Below are 15379 nucleotides of genomic sequence, written 5' to 3' on the forward strand. Positions count from 1 at the left end.
ATCAGCCGACCGGCTGCCGCAGCACGGTCCTGAGCTTCTCGGCCGCCACTCGCCGCGGATCGCCAAGGTAGACCTCGTGGTGCAGTCCGGTGGGCTTCAACCCTTGCGCGGCAAGGAACTCGTCGTGCAGCCGGGCCAGCACCGGACCCTCGTCGTCGTACGGCCCCACGTGCAGCACCTGCGCACACCGCCCCTCGTGCAGCTTCTCGAGCCGCACCGGCGCGTCGATCTTCTTCTTGCGCCGCACCGTCTCCCGCGCCGACTCGACGGCGTCCTCGCCGATCCACCCGGGCACGGAAACGAGCATCGTCCACTGCCAGGAATCCTTGGCCCGCACGGTGAACGCCGCCATGTCGTCGGCCCACCACAAGCCTTCCAGCGGGCCGACGACGAACCTCTCCGTCGCCGCCATCCTGATCGTGTACGCAAAGGCGTAGAGCGCCTCGACGGCCCGCGCATAACTCGACGCCGTGTTCGGGTTGCCGCGGCCGTCGACCGCGAGGAACTGCTGTTCGGGCACATCCAACAGCTCCCACTCGCGGTTCCTCGGTGCGTAGAGCTGCTTCAAGTCTTTCTTGACGTCGTACGGCATCAGATCGTTCCTCCGGTCAGCCACTGGGCTTCGGCTTCGAGCTGCGCGATCGAGTAGTCGAAGATCGCCCGGACGAACGGCGGCACGTCCGGCTGGGCCGCGGCGGCGCGGCGGACTTCGGCCAGCCGCTCCTCGACCGCTTCGGCACGCCGGGCCAGGGCGGCCGCGAGCCGTCCGGGTGGGATGGCCGGGCTGTTGGCCAGCCCGATCAGCACCGGCGGGTGCACCGGGCGCAGCTCGGCGATGGCCGCCTCCGCCGCCTCGGCGCACGCCTGCCGGCCCGCGTCCGTGGCCGTGAACGTCTTCTTGGCCTTGGCGTGCGCCCGATCCGCCGCGACCTCGGCGATCAGGCCGCGGTCGCGGAGTTTGCCGAGCACGTAGTAGATCGAGCTGAAACCGAGGGCGGTCCAGTCGCGCATGCCGCGTTCCGAGACGACCTCGTCCAGCTCGTAGCCGTGGCGCGGCCGTTCGACCACGAGGCCGAGCACCGTCAGTTCCGCGTCGGTCAGCACGGCCCTATTCTAGAACTAGAATAGGGCTCGGTGTCAACGCTCTCGGAAATTGTCGGTGGGTCCTGGCATGCTTCAGCGGTATCCGAAAACCGAGGGAGCACAGTGGGGGGACAGGTGGTGACGGCGGTGCCGTGGACCGCGGAACGCGTGGCCGGGCTGGCGCCGGATCCCGCTTCGGAGAAGGCGGGCCGGGCGCTCGCCGCGCCGGCGAGGTGGTCGGGCGCGGGCGCGTCCGAAGACGCCGTGTGGGGTTTCTGCCGGGGCAGCGGCAAGAAGCCGTACCAGACGTGCGTCGAGCTCGCCGAGCCCGCGTTCCGGTGTTCCTGTCCCAGCCGGAAGTTCCCGTGCAAACACGCGCTGGGGTTGCTGATGCTGTGGGCGGCCGGGCAGCTCGACACGGCGGAGCCACCGGAGTGGGTGCACACCTGGCTCGCCGAACGCGCGGATCGCGCCCGGCGCGCGGAAAAACGCGCCGAGACAGCCGGGCCGAAGGACGAGGAAGCCGCCGCCCGGCGCGCCGGCGAACGCGCCGCCCGGGTCGAAGGCGGCGTGGCGGAGCTGAAGATCTGGCTGACCGACCGGATCGGCGCGGGTTTTGCCGGGTTCGACCGCAGCGGCGGTGAAGAGCTGCGCACGGTCGCCGCCCGCATGGTCGACGCGCAAGCGTCCGGCCTGGCGGGCGGGCTGCGGCGGGCGGCCGGGATCGTCGGCCGCCGCGACTGGCCGGAGGCGCTGCTGGGCGAGCTGTCGCTGCTGTACCTGCTGGCGGACGCGGCGAGCCGGCTGAGCGAACTGCCGCCGGCCTTGGCGGAGACCGTCCGCACGCGGCTCGGGTTCTCCGTGGAGACAGCGCGAGTGCTCGAACAAGGCGAGCGCGTCTCCGACGACTGGCTGATCACCGGCGCGGCCGACGAGGAGAACGACCGGCTGCTCACCCGGCGCACCTGGCTGCGCGGCCACACCACGGGCCGGGACGCGCTGGTGCTGTCGTTCGCGCCACCGGGCCGGCCGCTCGACGCGTCGTTGCCGCCCGGGCACCTGCTCACCGCGGAGCTGGCCTTCTATCCGGGCGCGGCCCCGCTGCGTGCGCTCGTGGCGGAGCGCGGCATCCCGCTCCCCGCCCCGGCCGCCGACGGCGGTTCGATCGAAGACGCGCTGGGGGCGTGCGCACGGGCGATGGCCGCGGACCCGTGGCTGGAACGCTGGCCGGTCCTGCTGGCCGGCGTCACCCCGGCGGAACACGCCGGCGGCTGGTGTCTGTCCGAAAAGGACGGAACGGCGCTGCCGCTGGTGCCGTACGCCTTCCCGTGGTCGCTGCTGGCGATGTCCGCGGGCCGCCCGGTGACGGTGGCGGGCGAATGGAGCCCGTCGGGCCTGCGGCCGTTGACCTGCTGGCACGAAAACCGGGCGGTGCGGCTGTGAACCACCCGGCGAACCGGAACCACGAACAGGAGGTGCGATCGTGAAAGCCTGGGAAGACCTCGTCGGCACCGCCCTCCTCGGCACCCGCCGGCGCACCCTCGACACCACCACCCAGCCGCCGGCCGTCCGCGAGCTCGTCGCCGACCGCGCCGAACCCGCGGACCAGCTGCTCACCGCGGCGGCCGTGCTCACCACCTACCGGCGCGCCGGCAAGCGTCCCCTAGCCGACGTCAAGCCGCTACCGGTCGCCGCGGACGACGAGCGGCCGTTAGTGCCGCCCCTCGCGCGGGAACGGCTGGCCCGGCTGCTGGCCGCGAGCCACCCCGACCTGCTGCTGGAATGGCTCGGGATCGTCGCGGGCACGAGCTACCGCGTCCCGCCGGAAACCCTGCCCCTGCTGGCCGAAGCGGCACGCACCAAGGCCGCGTTGCGCGGTCCGCTGGTCACGGTCGCCGGGCCGGTCGGGGCGTGGCTCGGGCAGCGAAACCCGGACTGGGCCTTCCTGTCCGCGCCCGCCGGGGAAACCGCGGACGTCTGGCAGTACGGCAGCCTCGCCCAGCGCCGCCGCTGGCTGGCCGCCCGGCTGGCCACAGACCCGGACGCCGCCCGCGAAGCCCTCACTTCGTCGTGGAAGAGCGAACCCGCCGACGTCCGGTCGGACTTCCTCGGTGTGCTCGCCGCGCACGTCCGCCCCGACGACGAAGCGTTCCTCGAAGCCGCGCTCAGCGACCGCGCGGCCGCGGTCCGCGAGCGAGCCGCCGAGCTGCTCGGCCGGCTGCCGGGCACCCGCTACGGGCAGCAGATGGCCGAACGGCTGCGGCCGCTGGTGCGCCGCCGGGGCCGGGTCCTGGAGGTGTCCCTGCCCCCAGGGGAACGCGGCGAAGGCACCGTCCGGCTGCGGACGCTCGTCGCGGCCGCGCCCCTGGCGTTCTGGACGGAGTTCGGCCCGCCGGCCGAGGTGGTGCGGATGACCGTCGAAGGCTGCCCGTCCGGCGTGCTGCGCGACTCCTGGGCCACCGCGGCCCTGCGCCAGCACGACGAAACGTGGGCCCACGCGCTGATCGGCGCCGACCCCGGCGGGCGCACCACCCCGCCGCTGCTCGGCGTGCTGAGCCCGGGCAGCCAGGCCGCCACCGTCGGGCACCTGGTCAGCCGGCTGCCCGTCGAGTCGTTCGCGCGGCTGGTGCACGAGCTGCCCCGGCCGTGGACGAAGGAGCTCGGCACCGCGCTGCTCGACTGGATCGCCCGCCAGGACGACCACCGCCTGGTCTCGCACGCCGCCGTCGTGATCGCCCGCGCGGTCCCGCGCGCCTGCCTCGGCCACCCGCTGGCCACCACCCGCTTGACCATGGACGCCGGGCCGTGGCGCCGGGCGCTCACCGAGACGTTGAACTTCCGCCGCGAAATGTACGAGGAGCTCGCATGACCGCCGCCACCGTCCTCCGGCCGCACGCCGAACAGGACCACGCCGCCGAGCTGGCCGCGCTGGCCGCCGCCGACGACCGGGCGAAGCCCCCCAACTGGAACCTCTCCCCCTGGGCCGTCGTCGAGTACCTGCTCGGCGGCACGCTGCCGGACGGCACCGTGATCACCCCGAAGTACGTCGGCCCGCGGCGGCTGATCGAGGTCGCCGTCGCGACGCTGGCCACCGACCGCGCGCTGCTGCTGCTCGGCGTGCCCGGCACGGCGAAGACGTGGGTGTCCGAGCACCTGTCCGCCGCGATCAGCGGGGACTCGACACTGCTGGTCCAGGGCACCGCGGGCACGTCCGAGGAGTCGATCCGCTACGGCTGGAACTACGCCCGGCTGATCGCCGAAGGCCCGAGCGCCGCCGCGCTGGTCGAAAGCCCGGTGCTGCGCGCGATGCGCGACGGCAAGCTCGCCCGGCTCGAGGAGCTGACGCGCATCCCGGCCGACGTCCAGGACTCGCTGATCACCATCCTGTCGGAGAAGACGCTGCCGGTCCCGGAGCTGGGCACCGAGGTGCAGGCGCGGCCGGGCTTCAACCTGATCGCGACGGCGAACAACCGCGACAAGGGCGTCAACGAGCTGTCGAGCGCGCTGCGGCGGCGGTTCAACACCGTGGTGCTGCCGCTGCCGGACACCGCCGACGCGGAGGTCGAGATCGTCAGCCGCCGGGTCGCCCAGCTGGGTGCGTCGCTGCAGCTGCCGGCCGAAGCGGCCGAGCTGAACGAGATCCGCCGGGTGGTCACGGTGTTCCGCGAGCTGCGCTCGGGCCGCACCGAAGACGGCCGCACGGCGGTGAAGTCGCCGTCCGGCACGCTGTCGACGGCCGAGGCGATCAGTGTGCTCACCGGCGGCCTCGCCCTGGCGACCCACTTCGGCGACGGGGTGCTGCGCCCGCACGACATCGCGGCCGGCATCCACGGCGCGGTGGTCAAGGACCCGGTGGCCGACCGCGCGATCTGGATCGAGTACCTGGAGACGGTCATCCGCGAGCGTGACGGCTGGGCCGACTTCTACCGGGCGGGCCAGGAGATTTCGTGACGACCCACCTGCTCGGCATCCGGCACCACGGCCCGGGTTCGGCCCGGGCCGTGGCGACACGCCTGGCGGAGCTCGAACCCGACGTCGTGCTGATCGAAGGCCCACCCGAAGCCGACGCGCTGGTCGAGCTGACCGAAGACCCGGCGATGGCGCCGCCGGTCGCGCTGCTGGCGTACGCGACCGACGACGTCTCGCGGGCCGCGTTCTGGCCGTTCGCCGTCTTCAGCCCGGAATGGCAGGCGCTGGCCTACGCACGCGAAGCCGGCGTCCCGGTGCGGTTCTGCGACCTCCCGGCCGCAAACACGTTCGCCGCGGGCCCCGACGAGCACGCCGGGCCGCCGGGTGACCCGTTGGCCGCGCTGGCTTCGGCCGGCGGTTACGACGATCCGGAACGCTGGTGGGACGACGTCGTCGAGTCCCGGCGGGACGACGAAAACCCGTTCGACGTGATCGCCGAGGCGATGACCGCGCTGCGGGAGGACGAAGAAGCGCCGCGGGGCAACGAAGCGCGGCGTGAGGCTTACATGCGCACCGTGCTGCGCCGCACCCGCAAGGAGGGCTTCGAGAACATCGCCGTCGTCTGCGGGGCCTGGCACGTGCCCGCGCTGGCCGATCCGCTGCCGCCGGCGTCACACGACCAGGCCGTCCTCAAAGGACTCCCGAAGCGGAAGGTCGCGTGCACCTGGGTGCCGTGGACCCACGGCCGCCTCGCCACGGCCAGCGGTTACGGCGCGGGCGTCCGGTCACCGGGCTGGTACCACCACCTGTTCACCACGGCCGAGGACGTCACCACGCGCTGGCTGGCCGGTGTTGCCGCGGTGCTGCGGGAAGAGGACCTGCCGGTCTCGACCGCGCACGTCATCGAGGCGGTCCGGCTGGCCGAAACGCTGGGGACGCTGCGGGGCCGGTCGTCGGCCGGGCTCGCCGAGGTCACCGAAGCCACCCGGTCCGTGCTGTGCGGCGGGGACGAGGTGCAGGTCGAGCTGGTCACCCGGCGGCTCGTCGTCGGCGAACGGCTGGGCGAAGTGCCCGACCGGGTGCCGCAGCCGCCGCTGGCCGCGGACCTGACCGCGACGGCGAAACGCCTGCGGCTCAAGAAGGACCCGGTGGTCAAGGAGCTCGACCTCGATCTGCGGACGCCCGGCGGGCTCGATCGTTCGAAGCTGCTGCACCGGCTGCGGATCCTCGGCATCGAGTGGGGCAGCCGGGAAGCGTCGGCGCGGCGGAACCGCGGCACGTTCCGGGAGACCTGGGCGCTGTGCTGGGAGCCGTCGTTCGAGGTCGATCTGGTCGCGGCCGCGGTGCACGGCACCACCGTGCCGTCGGCCGCCGGCGCCGCGGTCCGCGGCACGCTCGAGGGCAAGCCGCCGCTGGACGAGGTGACCACGGCCGTCGAGAACTGCCTGCTCGCCGACCTGCCGGAGGCCCTGCCCGACGCGCTCGCGGCGCTCGACGCGCGGGCCGCCGCGGACGCGGACGTCGCGCGGCTGATGTCGGCCCTGCCCGCGCTGGCCCGGGCGACCCGCTACGGCGACGTGCGCGACACCGACACCGGCTCGCTGCGCGCGGTCGCCCACCGCATGCTCGACCGGATCTGCGCCGGCCTGCCACCGGCGACCCACGCGATCGACGACGACGCCGCGGCGCGGATGGCCAAGCTGGTCGACGGCGTGCACGACGCGACGTCGTTGCTCGGTGACGACGCGAAGGAACGCTGGCTGGCGGCGCTGGCCCGGCTGGCGGAACGGCCGTCACTGCCGCCGCTGCTGGCCGGCCGGCTCAGCCGGATCCTGCACGACGCCGGGCTGCTCGACGCGCTCGACATCGAACTGCGGCTGGGCCGGGCGCTCACGCCGGGCATCACACCGTCGGCGGGTGCGGCGTACGTCGAGGGGTTCTTCGACGGCGGCGCGCTGCTGCTGGTGCACGACGAAGGCCTGCTGCAGGTGATCGACGCCTGGCTCTCGGCGATCCCCGACGACGTCTTCACCGAGGTGCTTCCGTTGCTGCGCCGCACTTTCGGGGCATTCAGCGGACCCGAGAAGCGGGCGATCGGGCAGCGTGCGGCCGGGCTCTCCGGCACGGCGCGGGTGGTGCCGGTGGCCGACGAACTGGACGAGGACCGGGCGGAGCGGGTGCTGCCCGTCCTGGCGACACTGCTGGGGGTGGGGGTTTGAGCACGGACACGGACCGGGTGCGGCGCTGGCGGCTGGTGCTGGGCGGGGAAGGCGCGGGCCCGGGTTCGGGCCTGGCCGACGCCCAGCTGTCCGATGAGGACAGTGGGGTGGACGCGGTGCTGGCCGCCCTCTACGACAAGCCGGACGACGAGGCCACGGGCGGGCCGCGGAGCGCGAACCTGGGCGCGTCGGCGCCGCGGGTCGCCCGCTGGCTCGGGGACATCCGGCGTTATTTCCCCAGCACCGTGGTGCAGGTGATGCAGCGCGACGCGGTCGACCGGCTGGGGCTGACCCGGATGCTGCTGGAAAAGGAGCTGCTCTCGGCGGTCGAGCCGGACGTGCACCTGGTCGGGACGCTGCTCTCGCTGAACGGCGTGCTGCCCGAGGAGACCAAGGAGACCGCGCGCGAGGTGGTCCGCAAGGTCGTGCAGGAGCTGGAGGAGCGGCTCGCCGAGCGCACCCGCTCGGCGATCACCGGCGCGCTGGACAAGGCGTCGCGCACGCACCGGCCGCGGCCCGGCGACGTCGACTGGGCGCGCACGATCCACGCGAACCTCAAGCACTACTCCCCCGAGCTGGGCACGATCGTGCCGGAAAAGCTGGTCGGGTTCGGCCGGCGCCGGCAGGCCGTGCAGCGTGACGTGATCCTGGCCGTCGACCAGTCGGGCTCGATGGCGGAGTCGGTCGTGTACTCCGGGCTGTTCGGCGCGGTCCTGGCCTCGATGCGGTCGTTGAAAACCAGCTTCGTCGCGTTCGACACCGAGGTCGCCGACCTCACCGAGCACCTCGCCGACCCGGTCGACGTCCTGTTCGGCACTCAGCTGGGCGGCGGCACCGACATCAACCGCGCGATCGCCTACTGCCAGGGCCTGGTCGGCCGGCCCCAGCAGACGCTGCTGGTGCTGATCAGCGACCTCTACGAGGGCGGCGACGAGGACGAGCTGCTGCAGCGCGTCGGCGAGCTGGTCGGCGCGGGCGTCCAGGTGGTGACGCTGCTGGCGCTGTCCGACTCGGGCGCGCCGTCGTACGACCACGAGAACGCGGCGGCCCTGGCCGAGCTGGGCGTCCCGGCGTTCGCGTGCACCCCGGACCAGTTCCCGGAGCTGATGGCGGCGGCCGTTCGCGGGGACGACCTCCAGGGCTGGGTCGCCCGCGAGACCAGCTGAGTTGCGGGATTAAACCGACGCCCGAGCTGGTTGACGAGAGTGTGCGGGACAGCTCCCGCAGGAAGGACGGCTCGCCATGAAGGTCCGCAGCTCGATCCGCTCGCTCGCCCGCCAGTCCGGAGCTCAGGTGATCCGGCGCGGCAATCGCGTCTTCGTGATCAACAAGGACAACCCGCGCTCGAAGGCCCGTCAGGGCTGACGCGCCGCCGGAACCCGCGCAGGCACCCGGCCGAAGCGCATCACTCCGTCGTCGAGGCGGTTGAGGCGCATGTCGGCGAGGTCCAGCAGGTAGTTCTGGCGCATCATCCAGGGCCGTCGCCCGCCCTGCTTCGGCAGGCCGGCGGCGGCCCGTTTGATGTACCCGGACGCCAGGTCCACGATCGGGCGCGGCCGGCCCGCCGTCTCGGCGTCGGCCGCGTCCGGCACGCAGTACGCGTACCCGCGGCTGTCCAGGTGCGCGAGCAGGCGGCAGACGTACTGCGACGTCAGGTCCGCGCGCAGCGTCCACGAGTTGTTCGTGTAGCCCACGCACCACGCCAGGTTCGGGATGCCGCCGAACATCATGCCTTTGTACGCCCGCTGGTCGCCGGGAGAAATCTCGCGGCCGTCGACCGTCAGCGCGATCCCGCCGAAGGCCACCAGGCGAAGACCCGTCGCCGTCACGATGACGTCCGCCGGCAGCACCCGCCCCGATTCCAGCTCGACCCCGGAAGCGGTGAACCGCGTGATCCGGTCGGTCACGATGTCCGCCTTGCCCGAACGCAACGCGCGGAACAGGTCCGCGTCCGGCACCAGGCACAGCCGCTGGTCCCAGGGCTGGTAGTCCGGCACGAAGTGCGGGTCGACGGGGATCGACGCCGGCAGTTGCGCCGCGACACGCTTGCGCAGCGCCAGCGATGCCCGGTCCGGCAGCCGCCGCAGCAGCTGGAAGAAGAACGTGCCCAGCACGACGTTCTTGCCGCGCACCACCCGGTGCGCGAGTTTCTCCGGCAGCAGCGCGCGGATCCGGTCGGCGAGCGCGTCCCGCCCCGGCCGCGCCACGATGTACGACGGCGAGCGCTGCAGCATCGTCACCCGGGAAGCACGCTCGGCCATCGCCGGCACCAGGGTCACCGCCGTCGCGCCGCTGCCGATGACCACGACGTCCTTGCCGGTGTAGTCCAGCGAGTCCGGCCAGTGCTGCGGGTGCACGATCTCCCCCGCGAACTCCGCACGCCCCGGGAAGTCGACGACGTGCCCGCCCGCGTGGTCGTAGTAACCACTGCACAGGTACAGGAACCGGCACGTGAACACGGCTCCGTGCGCCGTCGTGACCGTCCACAGTGCCTCGGCCGACGACCAGGCGGCCCGCACCACGCGGTGCCCGAACCGGATGTGCTGCTCGACGCCGTGCACGGCGGCCGTCTCGCGGACGTAGGCGAGGATCGACGGGCCGTCGGCGATCGCCTTGGCGTCCTTCCACGGCCGGAACGGGTAACCGAGGGTGAACATGTCCGAATCGGAGCGAATGCCCGGATAGCGGAACAGGTCCCAGGTGCCGCCGATGGTGTCGCGCGCTTCCAGCACGGCGTACGTCTTGCCCGGCAACCGCTCCTGCAGCCGGCAGGCGGCGCCGACGCCGGACAGGCCGGCGCCCACGATCAGGACGTCCAGGTGCTCGGCACTGGTCATGAAATCCAGCGTAACCGAGGTGGGGACCCCGCCGGGCCGGGTCGGGGCACCGGTCCGGCGGGGAAGACCATCCTCAGCTTTCGGGGGTCCGGGTGGCGGAGCCCCCGGCCGGGGGCTCCGCATGTCACAGCGGCACGACCTTCGTCGCACCGAAGGTGCCCTTGAGCGGCACCACCACGGACTTGCCGCGCACGGTCACCGTGACGCTGTCCTGCGTCTGCGTCGGGTCCGAGACGGCGAGCTGCCGGCCCCAGCCGGACCGGCCGATCGCGATCGACGCGGGCCCGGAGACACGCACGTCGCCGACCGAGCCGGCCGCGAAGAAGTTCGCCAGCAGGGTGTCGCCGGCCTGGACCGCCTGGACCGTCGTGGTGTTCGCCCGCACCTGCCACGCCCAGGACGCGCCGACCGTGCCGAGAACCGACGCACCGGGCAGCACCGCGTAGGCGTACGACGCGTTCGTCGGCTTCACCCCGTGCTCCAGCACCAGCTTCTGGTACCGGCGCGTGTTCGGCGTGGTGGTGCCCTTGGTGTTGGCGCCGGTGTCGATGTCGCGCCAGGCGCCGGTGCGGTCCTCGCGGAGCGCCGTCACGGAAGCGTCGTCGAGCAGCACGTAGCCGCTGACGTTCTCCAGGTGCACCCAGCGCGGCCGGCGCAGCGTGCTCACCTTGCCGAGGTCGGTCGCGACGCGCCGGAAGTCGGCGGTCAAGGCGCCCCGGCCGCCTTCACCGAGGTTGCGGTTCTCGATCGTCGTGCGCACGTTCGACGCCGACGTGCCGGTGATCCCGGCGCCGAGGCACACCACACCGGACGGCGTGAAGAACCACGACTTCTTCGCGACGAGCGAGCCGTCCCAGGACTTGAAGTCGAACGCGTAGGTGCCGTGCTTGTCGTCCCAGCGGACACCGCCGGTGTGCGGGTTCGGGCCCACCGGCACCCCGCCGAACGCCGGGTCGGCCGGGCCGTCGTTCTCCGTGGTGCCCGGCAGCAGCAGCGGGTCGACCGTGGGCCAGTACGCGTCGGTGTAGTGGCCCTTCGCGTTCGGCAGGAACGTGTAGAGCACACCGTCGCCGACGTAGTAACCCTTCAGGTTCTGGCCGTTGATGGACTCGTAGCGCGAAATCCGCGTCGAGCTGACACCCAGCGACGCCGTCCAGTCCTCGGTGATGTGCACCAGGCGGTCCTGCTGGCCGAAGATCCGGTGTGTCGCCGTCGTCCGGGCCGGGCGTGCGCCCGACGCCAGCATGTCCTGCGCGAACTCGATGCCCGGCGTGGCCACCAGGTCCGGGCCCGGGGCGAAGCGTTCCGGGTCGGGGATCTTCAGGAACGGCGCGTAGGTGCCCTCCTTGATCCACTTCGCGGCCAGCGCGTTGAGGTCGGTCCTGGTCTTGCCCGCCGCCGTCCGGGCGAGCACCAGCGTCGCGACCGTGAGCTGGTGGCCGATGTCGTGGCCGGTCTCCCCCTGCCGTGACAGCATCCGCCCGCGCACCGGCTCCACCAGCGCGCCCGCGTAGACGAACGGCGCGAAGCTGTCCGCGACCAGCGCGTAGATCTTGTCCTTCAGCGGCTGCGGCAGCGCGTACTCGGTGCCCTGCGTGACGTGGATGGCGCCGGCGAGCGCGGTGAGCAGCACGATGCCGTAGTGCCCGGGGTACGGGATGGTGTCGTGCTGGATGAACGAGCCGTCGACGTGGAAGCCGTCGCCCGCCGCGCGGTCGAGTTTCGCGACGACGCTGGCCGCGCCACCGCCGGCGACGTCGGTGAGCGCGTTGATGCCGGTCTTGATCCAGGCGGTGTCGCCGATCAGCGCGCCGGACACGATGGAGATGAGTGCCTTGTCCGCGCGGTTGGCGCCGGTTTCGACCACCGACGTGTTGTTCGCGCGCAGGTTGGGGTTGCCGACGAACCGCTTGATCGGCCGGACGTACCGGGCGAGCTCGTCGGCGGTCAGCTGGTCGGCGACCACCGAGAGCGTGTGCAGCACGTAGTACGGGACGCCGATCTCGTAGGTGTACCAGTTGCCGATCTCACCGACGTTCTCGTTGTACTGGCTGGTGTAGATCAGCTCCAGCGCCGCCTTGATCCGCTCGAGCACCGCCGGGTCGCCGGCCAGTGCGCCGCCCGGCGTGCCCCAGTCGACGGCGATCGCGCGCAGCCGCGCGTACATCGACGTGGTGTAGTCGCTGCCCGGGCCGAGCGGCAGGTCCGTCCACAGTGGAGCACCACCGCCCGCGACGGACATGCTCGCGTTGTAGGCCTTGGCGACGCGGCCCAGGTTGGCCAGCGCCTCGGCGCGTTCCGGCGACGGCCGGTTGATGCCGGTCTGCAGCTGCCGGTACGCGGCGACGATCGGCGCGGTCGCGGCCGGCACCCCGCTCGCGGCCGCGAGGCCGGCCGCGGGCGCGGCGCCGGCGGCGAAGGCCGGACGGGTCAGGAGCACGGTGGAAGCGGCCGCCAGGGCACCACCGCGCAGGGCACTTCTCCGGTTCACGGGCATGACAATGCCTCCCAGGATCAAGACAGCCTTGGCTTGCGGGAAAGGGATTCAGTTGTGCGGCGGCGGTTCTCGGCACCGGAACTGTCGGTGCCGAACGATAAAGTGGAACCGGGGGGCGCCCCCGCGGGTCCAGTGGCTCCGCGTTCGGCGGCGCCGAAACTGTCGGTGCCGAACGGTAGAGTGGAAACCGGGGGGCGCCCCCGCGCGATCAGCGGTCAGCCGGTCAGCGGGAGCCGTCGGTGCGGCGGGGCAGCTGCCAGGGGTTGGCCTCCTGCAGGGGTTCGGGCAGCAGCGCGTCCGGGAAGCCCTGCCACGCGATCGGGCGCAGGAAACGCTCGATCGCGGCGGTGCCGACGGACGTCGTGGTCGGGGCGGTCGTGGCCGGGTACGGGCCGCCGTGCTGCTGGGCCCAGCTCACCGTGACGCCGGTGGGCCAGTCGTTCCACAGCAGCCGGCCGGCGACGCGGGCCAGCGCCGGCAGCACCGGCCGGATCCAGTCCACATCGGACTCTTCGCCGTGGATCGTGGCGGTGAGCCCGGGTTCGACGACGTCGAGCAGGCGCAGCAGCTCGGCCTGGTCGGCGTAGGTGACGATCAGCGACGCCGGGCCGAAGCACTCCTCGTGCACGGCGGCGCCACCCTCGAGGAACTGCTTGCCGGAGGTCGCGAGCAGCGTCGGTGTGAAGGCCGGCGACGAAGAAGCCGCCTCCGAGACGACCTCGACCCCCGGGACCTCGCGCAGCTTCTCGAGCTTCGAGGCGTACCCGGCGGCGATGCGGTCGTTCAGCATCGGCTGGGCCGCGGCGCCGTCCAGCGCCGAACGCAGCGTCTCGGTCAGGTTGTGGTCTTCCGGCAGGAACAGCAGGCCCGGCTTGGTGCAGAACTGCCCGGCGCCGAGGGTGAACGACCCGGCGTAGCCCTTGGCGACGGCTTCCCCGCGCGCGGCGATCGCGGCCTCGGTGACCACGACCGGGTTGACGCTGCCCAGCTCGCCGTAGAACGGGATCGGCCGCGGCCGCGCGTTGGCGATGTCGAACAGCGCGCGCCCGCCGGGGATGGAGCCGGTGAACGACGCCGCGCCGAGCCGCGGGTCCTTCAGCGCCGTGACGCCTTCCTCCTGCCCGAAGATCACGTCGAAGATGCCTTCGGGCGCGCCCGCGCCGATCAGAGCTTCGCGCACAATCCGGCCGGTCAGCGCGGACAGCTCCGGGTGCCCGGGGTGCGCCTTGACGATCACCGGGCAGCCCGCGGCGAGCGCGGACGCCGTGTCGCCGCCGGCGACGCTGAACGCGAACGGGAAGTTGCTCGCGGCGAACACCAGCACCGGGCCGATCGCGGTCTTCACCCGGCGGATGTCGGGACGCGGGCCCATCGGCCAGTCCGGGTCGGCGTGGTCGACGGTGGCGCCGAGGTACTCGCCGTCGGTGAGCACCTCGCCGAACAGCCGCAGCTGGAACGTCGTGCGCTTCAGCTCGCCGGCCAGCCGCGGCGACGCGGGCAGGTGCGTCTCGGTGTGGGCCAGCGGGACGAGGTCGTCCGCGGCGGCGTCGAGCGCGTCGGCGGCCGCGACCAGCCAGCGGGCGCGCTCGGCCGGGGTCGCTTCGGCGGCGGGACGGGCGGCCGCGGCGGCTCCCGCCAAGATGTTCTCGAGCGTGGCGGCGTCGGTTGCCTGGCTCATTTCGGTACAGCTCCTCAGTGGATCTCGTGGGCGGCGACGGTGGCCGTTTCCAGGTCGGCCCAGCGAGCCGGACCGGCCAGTCCGAGGTGGTACAGGTGCAGCTCGGCCGCACCCGCCTTGGCCAGCTCGCCGGCGTACGCGGCGATGTCGGGCACGGGGGCGGCCGCGACGGCGGTGATGTAGCTGCCGATCGCGACCCGGTCGGGCAGCGCCTCCCGGGCCGCGGCGACGGCTTCGGCACCCGTCGCGGGTGCCCAGCCGAACAATACGACGGTGTCGGCGTCATCCGCGGCAGCCGGCGTCAGGCCCGGCAGCGCGCCGGTGACCCAGGGGTCGAGCGCGCCGTGCAGCACGATCCGCGTTCCCGCGGGCAACGACGCCAGCACCGCGGCGCGCAAGGCATCGGTCGCATCCTGGCGGACCCGCAGCAGCATCGAGGTCAACGAGGGCGGCAGGCCATCGGCCGTCACCCCGAGGTCGCCGGTCGCGACCAGCCGCCGGACCTCCTCGACGAGCTGGGCCCGCACGGTGTCCGCGTCGACGTCCCACGAAGAAGCGCAGGCGTCGCAGCAGCAGATCGACAGCAGCCGGGCCACCGCGGGTGCCCAGACGCCGTCGGTCTTCTCGTGCTGGTGCTGGTGCACCGCGCCGAGCGGGCCGCACGCCTCGAGGATCACCGACGACAGCTCCAGCCCGGCGACGGCCTCGGCGGTCAGTGTCGCGGCGTACTCGCGCACCGCGGGCTGCGACGGACACAACGCCCAGGGGTAACTCTCGCCGAAGCAGTTCCGCACCGTGACGTCCGGGTGCTCGTAACCGAGCTGCGAGTTGTGGGTCAGCACGATCCACGCGGCGGCCGGGATCCCGGCCTCGTTCAGTACCCGAACGGCGTCAGAACCGCTGTCCTGGGCAGCTACCCAGTCCGGAGTGGACGGCCGCAAACGTTTGCCTTCCCAGGCTTCCGCTCGCACCGGCCGGTAGAACGCCGCGTGCCGCGCCACGACCGCCGTGTGCGAAGCCGACCACGGCGTCGCCGCACGGGCGCTGTGGTACGACAGCGCCACAGCCACCTCGTCGACGCCCAGCTCCCGGGCCCGCGAGGCGAACCCGGCCTCCAGGACGTCCCAGGGGTAGGCGTATCCCGTCACCTTCACCG

The 15379-nt window shown here is 72.9% G+C and carries 12 protein-coding genes; 6 read left to right on the forward strand and 6 right to left on the reverse strand.

Features of this window, described 5'->3' with window-relative positions; genetic code table 11:
* Position 1: 1 nt before the first annotated feature.
* Together ACIA5G_RS35275 and ACIA5G_RS35280 are read right to left on the reverse strand one after the other, a co-directional pair.
* Positions 2–592, reverse strand: coding sequence for a GyrI-like domain-containing protein (locus ACIA5G_RS35275; RefSeq protein WP_395931202.1), 591 nt, complete (start codon positions 590–592; stop codon positions 2–4).
* A complete protein-coding gene (locus tag ACIA5G_RS35280) occupies positions 592–1104 on the reverse strand; it encodes a PadR family transcriptional regulator (protein WP_395931204.1) in 513 nt (170 codons plus the stop codon). The genes ACIA5G_RS35275 and ACIA5G_RS35280 overlap by 1 nt, the downstream gene beginning before the upstream one ends.
* 102 nt (positions 1105–1206) lie before the next feature.
* On the opposite strand from ACIA5G_RS35280, the gene ACIA5G_RS35285 reads away from it, so the two are divergent.
* From ACIA5G_RS35285 to rpmJ, 6 genes are all read left to right on the forward strand, one after another.
* Positions 1207–2526, forward strand: coding sequence for an SWIM zinc finger family protein (locus ACIA5G_RS35285; RefSeq protein WP_395931206.1), 1320 nt, complete (start codon positions 1207–1209; stop codon positions 2524–2526).
* A gap of 40 nt (positions 2527–2566) precedes the next feature.
* The gene (locus ACIA5G_RS35290; RefSeq protein WP_395931208.1) at positions 2567–3952 is read left to right on the forward strand and encodes a DUF5691 domain-containing protein; all 1386 of its coding nucleotides are present in this window, start codon (positions 2567–2569) and stop codon (positions 3950–3952) included.
* Positions 3949–5034, forward strand: coding sequence for an AAA family ATPase (locus ACIA5G_RS35295; RefSeq protein ID WP_395931210.1), 1086 nt, complete (start codon positions 3949–3951; stop codon positions 5032–5034). Before ACIA5G_RS35290 ends, ACIA5G_RS35295 begins: the two co-directional genes overlap by 4 nt.
* Positions 5031–7211, forward strand: a complete 2181-nt coding sequence (locus tag ACIA5G_RS35300) for a DUF5682 family protein (RefSeq protein WP_395931212.1) — start codon at positions 5031–5033, stop codon at positions 7209–7211. The genes ACIA5G_RS35295 and ACIA5G_RS35300 overlap by 4 nt, the downstream gene beginning before the upstream one ends.
* A complete protein-coding gene (locus ACIA5G_RS35305; protein WP_395931214.1) occupies positions 7208–8377 on the forward strand; it encodes a VWA domain-containing protein in 1170 nt (389 codons plus the stop codon). Before ACIA5G_RS35300 ends, ACIA5G_RS35305 begins: the two co-directional genes overlap by 4 nt.
* A gap of 76 nt (positions 8378–8453) precedes the next feature.
* Entirely contained in the window at positions 8454–8576 is a 123-nt protein-coding gene (gene rpmJ / locus ACIA5G_RS35310) for a 50S ribosomal protein L36 (RefSeq protein WP_020640202.1), read from the forward strand.
* Here rpmJ and ACIA5G_RS35315 read toward each other — a convergent pair.
* The 4 genes from ACIA5G_RS35315 to ACIA5G_RS35330 form a co-directional block, all read right to left on the reverse strand.
* Positions 8567–10048 (reverse strand): flavin-containing monooxygenase, encoded by a 1482-nt coding sequence (locus tag ACIA5G_RS35315; protein WP_395931217.1) that lies wholly within the window; start codon positions 10046–10048, stop codon positions 8567–8569. The two genes, rpmJ and ACIA5G_RS35315, sit on opposite strands and share 10 nt — an antisense overlap.
* A 124-nt stretch (positions 10049–10172) precedes the next feature.
* A complete protein-coding gene (locus ACIA5G_RS35320) occupies positions 10173–12545 on the reverse strand; it encodes a polysaccharide lyase 8 family protein (protein ID WP_395931219.1) in 2373 nt (790 codons plus the stop codon).
* A gap of 223 nt (positions 12546–12768) precedes the next feature.
* A complete protein-coding gene (locus ACIA5G_RS35325) occupies positions 12769–14223 on the reverse strand; it encodes an aldehyde dehydrogenase (NADP(+)) (RefSeq protein WP_395931221.1) in 1455 nt (484 codons plus the stop codon).
* A gap of 14 nt (positions 14224–14237) precedes the next feature.
* Positions 14238–15377, reverse strand: a complete 1140-nt coding sequence (locus ACIA5G_RS35330) for a hypothetical protein (RefSeq protein ID WP_395931223.1) — start codon at positions 15375–15377, stop codon at positions 14238–14240.
* Positions 15378–15379: the final 2 nt, after the last annotated feature.

The sequence above is a fragment of the Amycolatopsis sp. NPDC051758 genome, from assembly GCF_044453095.1.
Taxonomy (GTDB): Bacteria; Actinomycetota; Actinomycetes; order Mycobacteriales; family Pseudonocardiaceae; genus Amycolatopsis.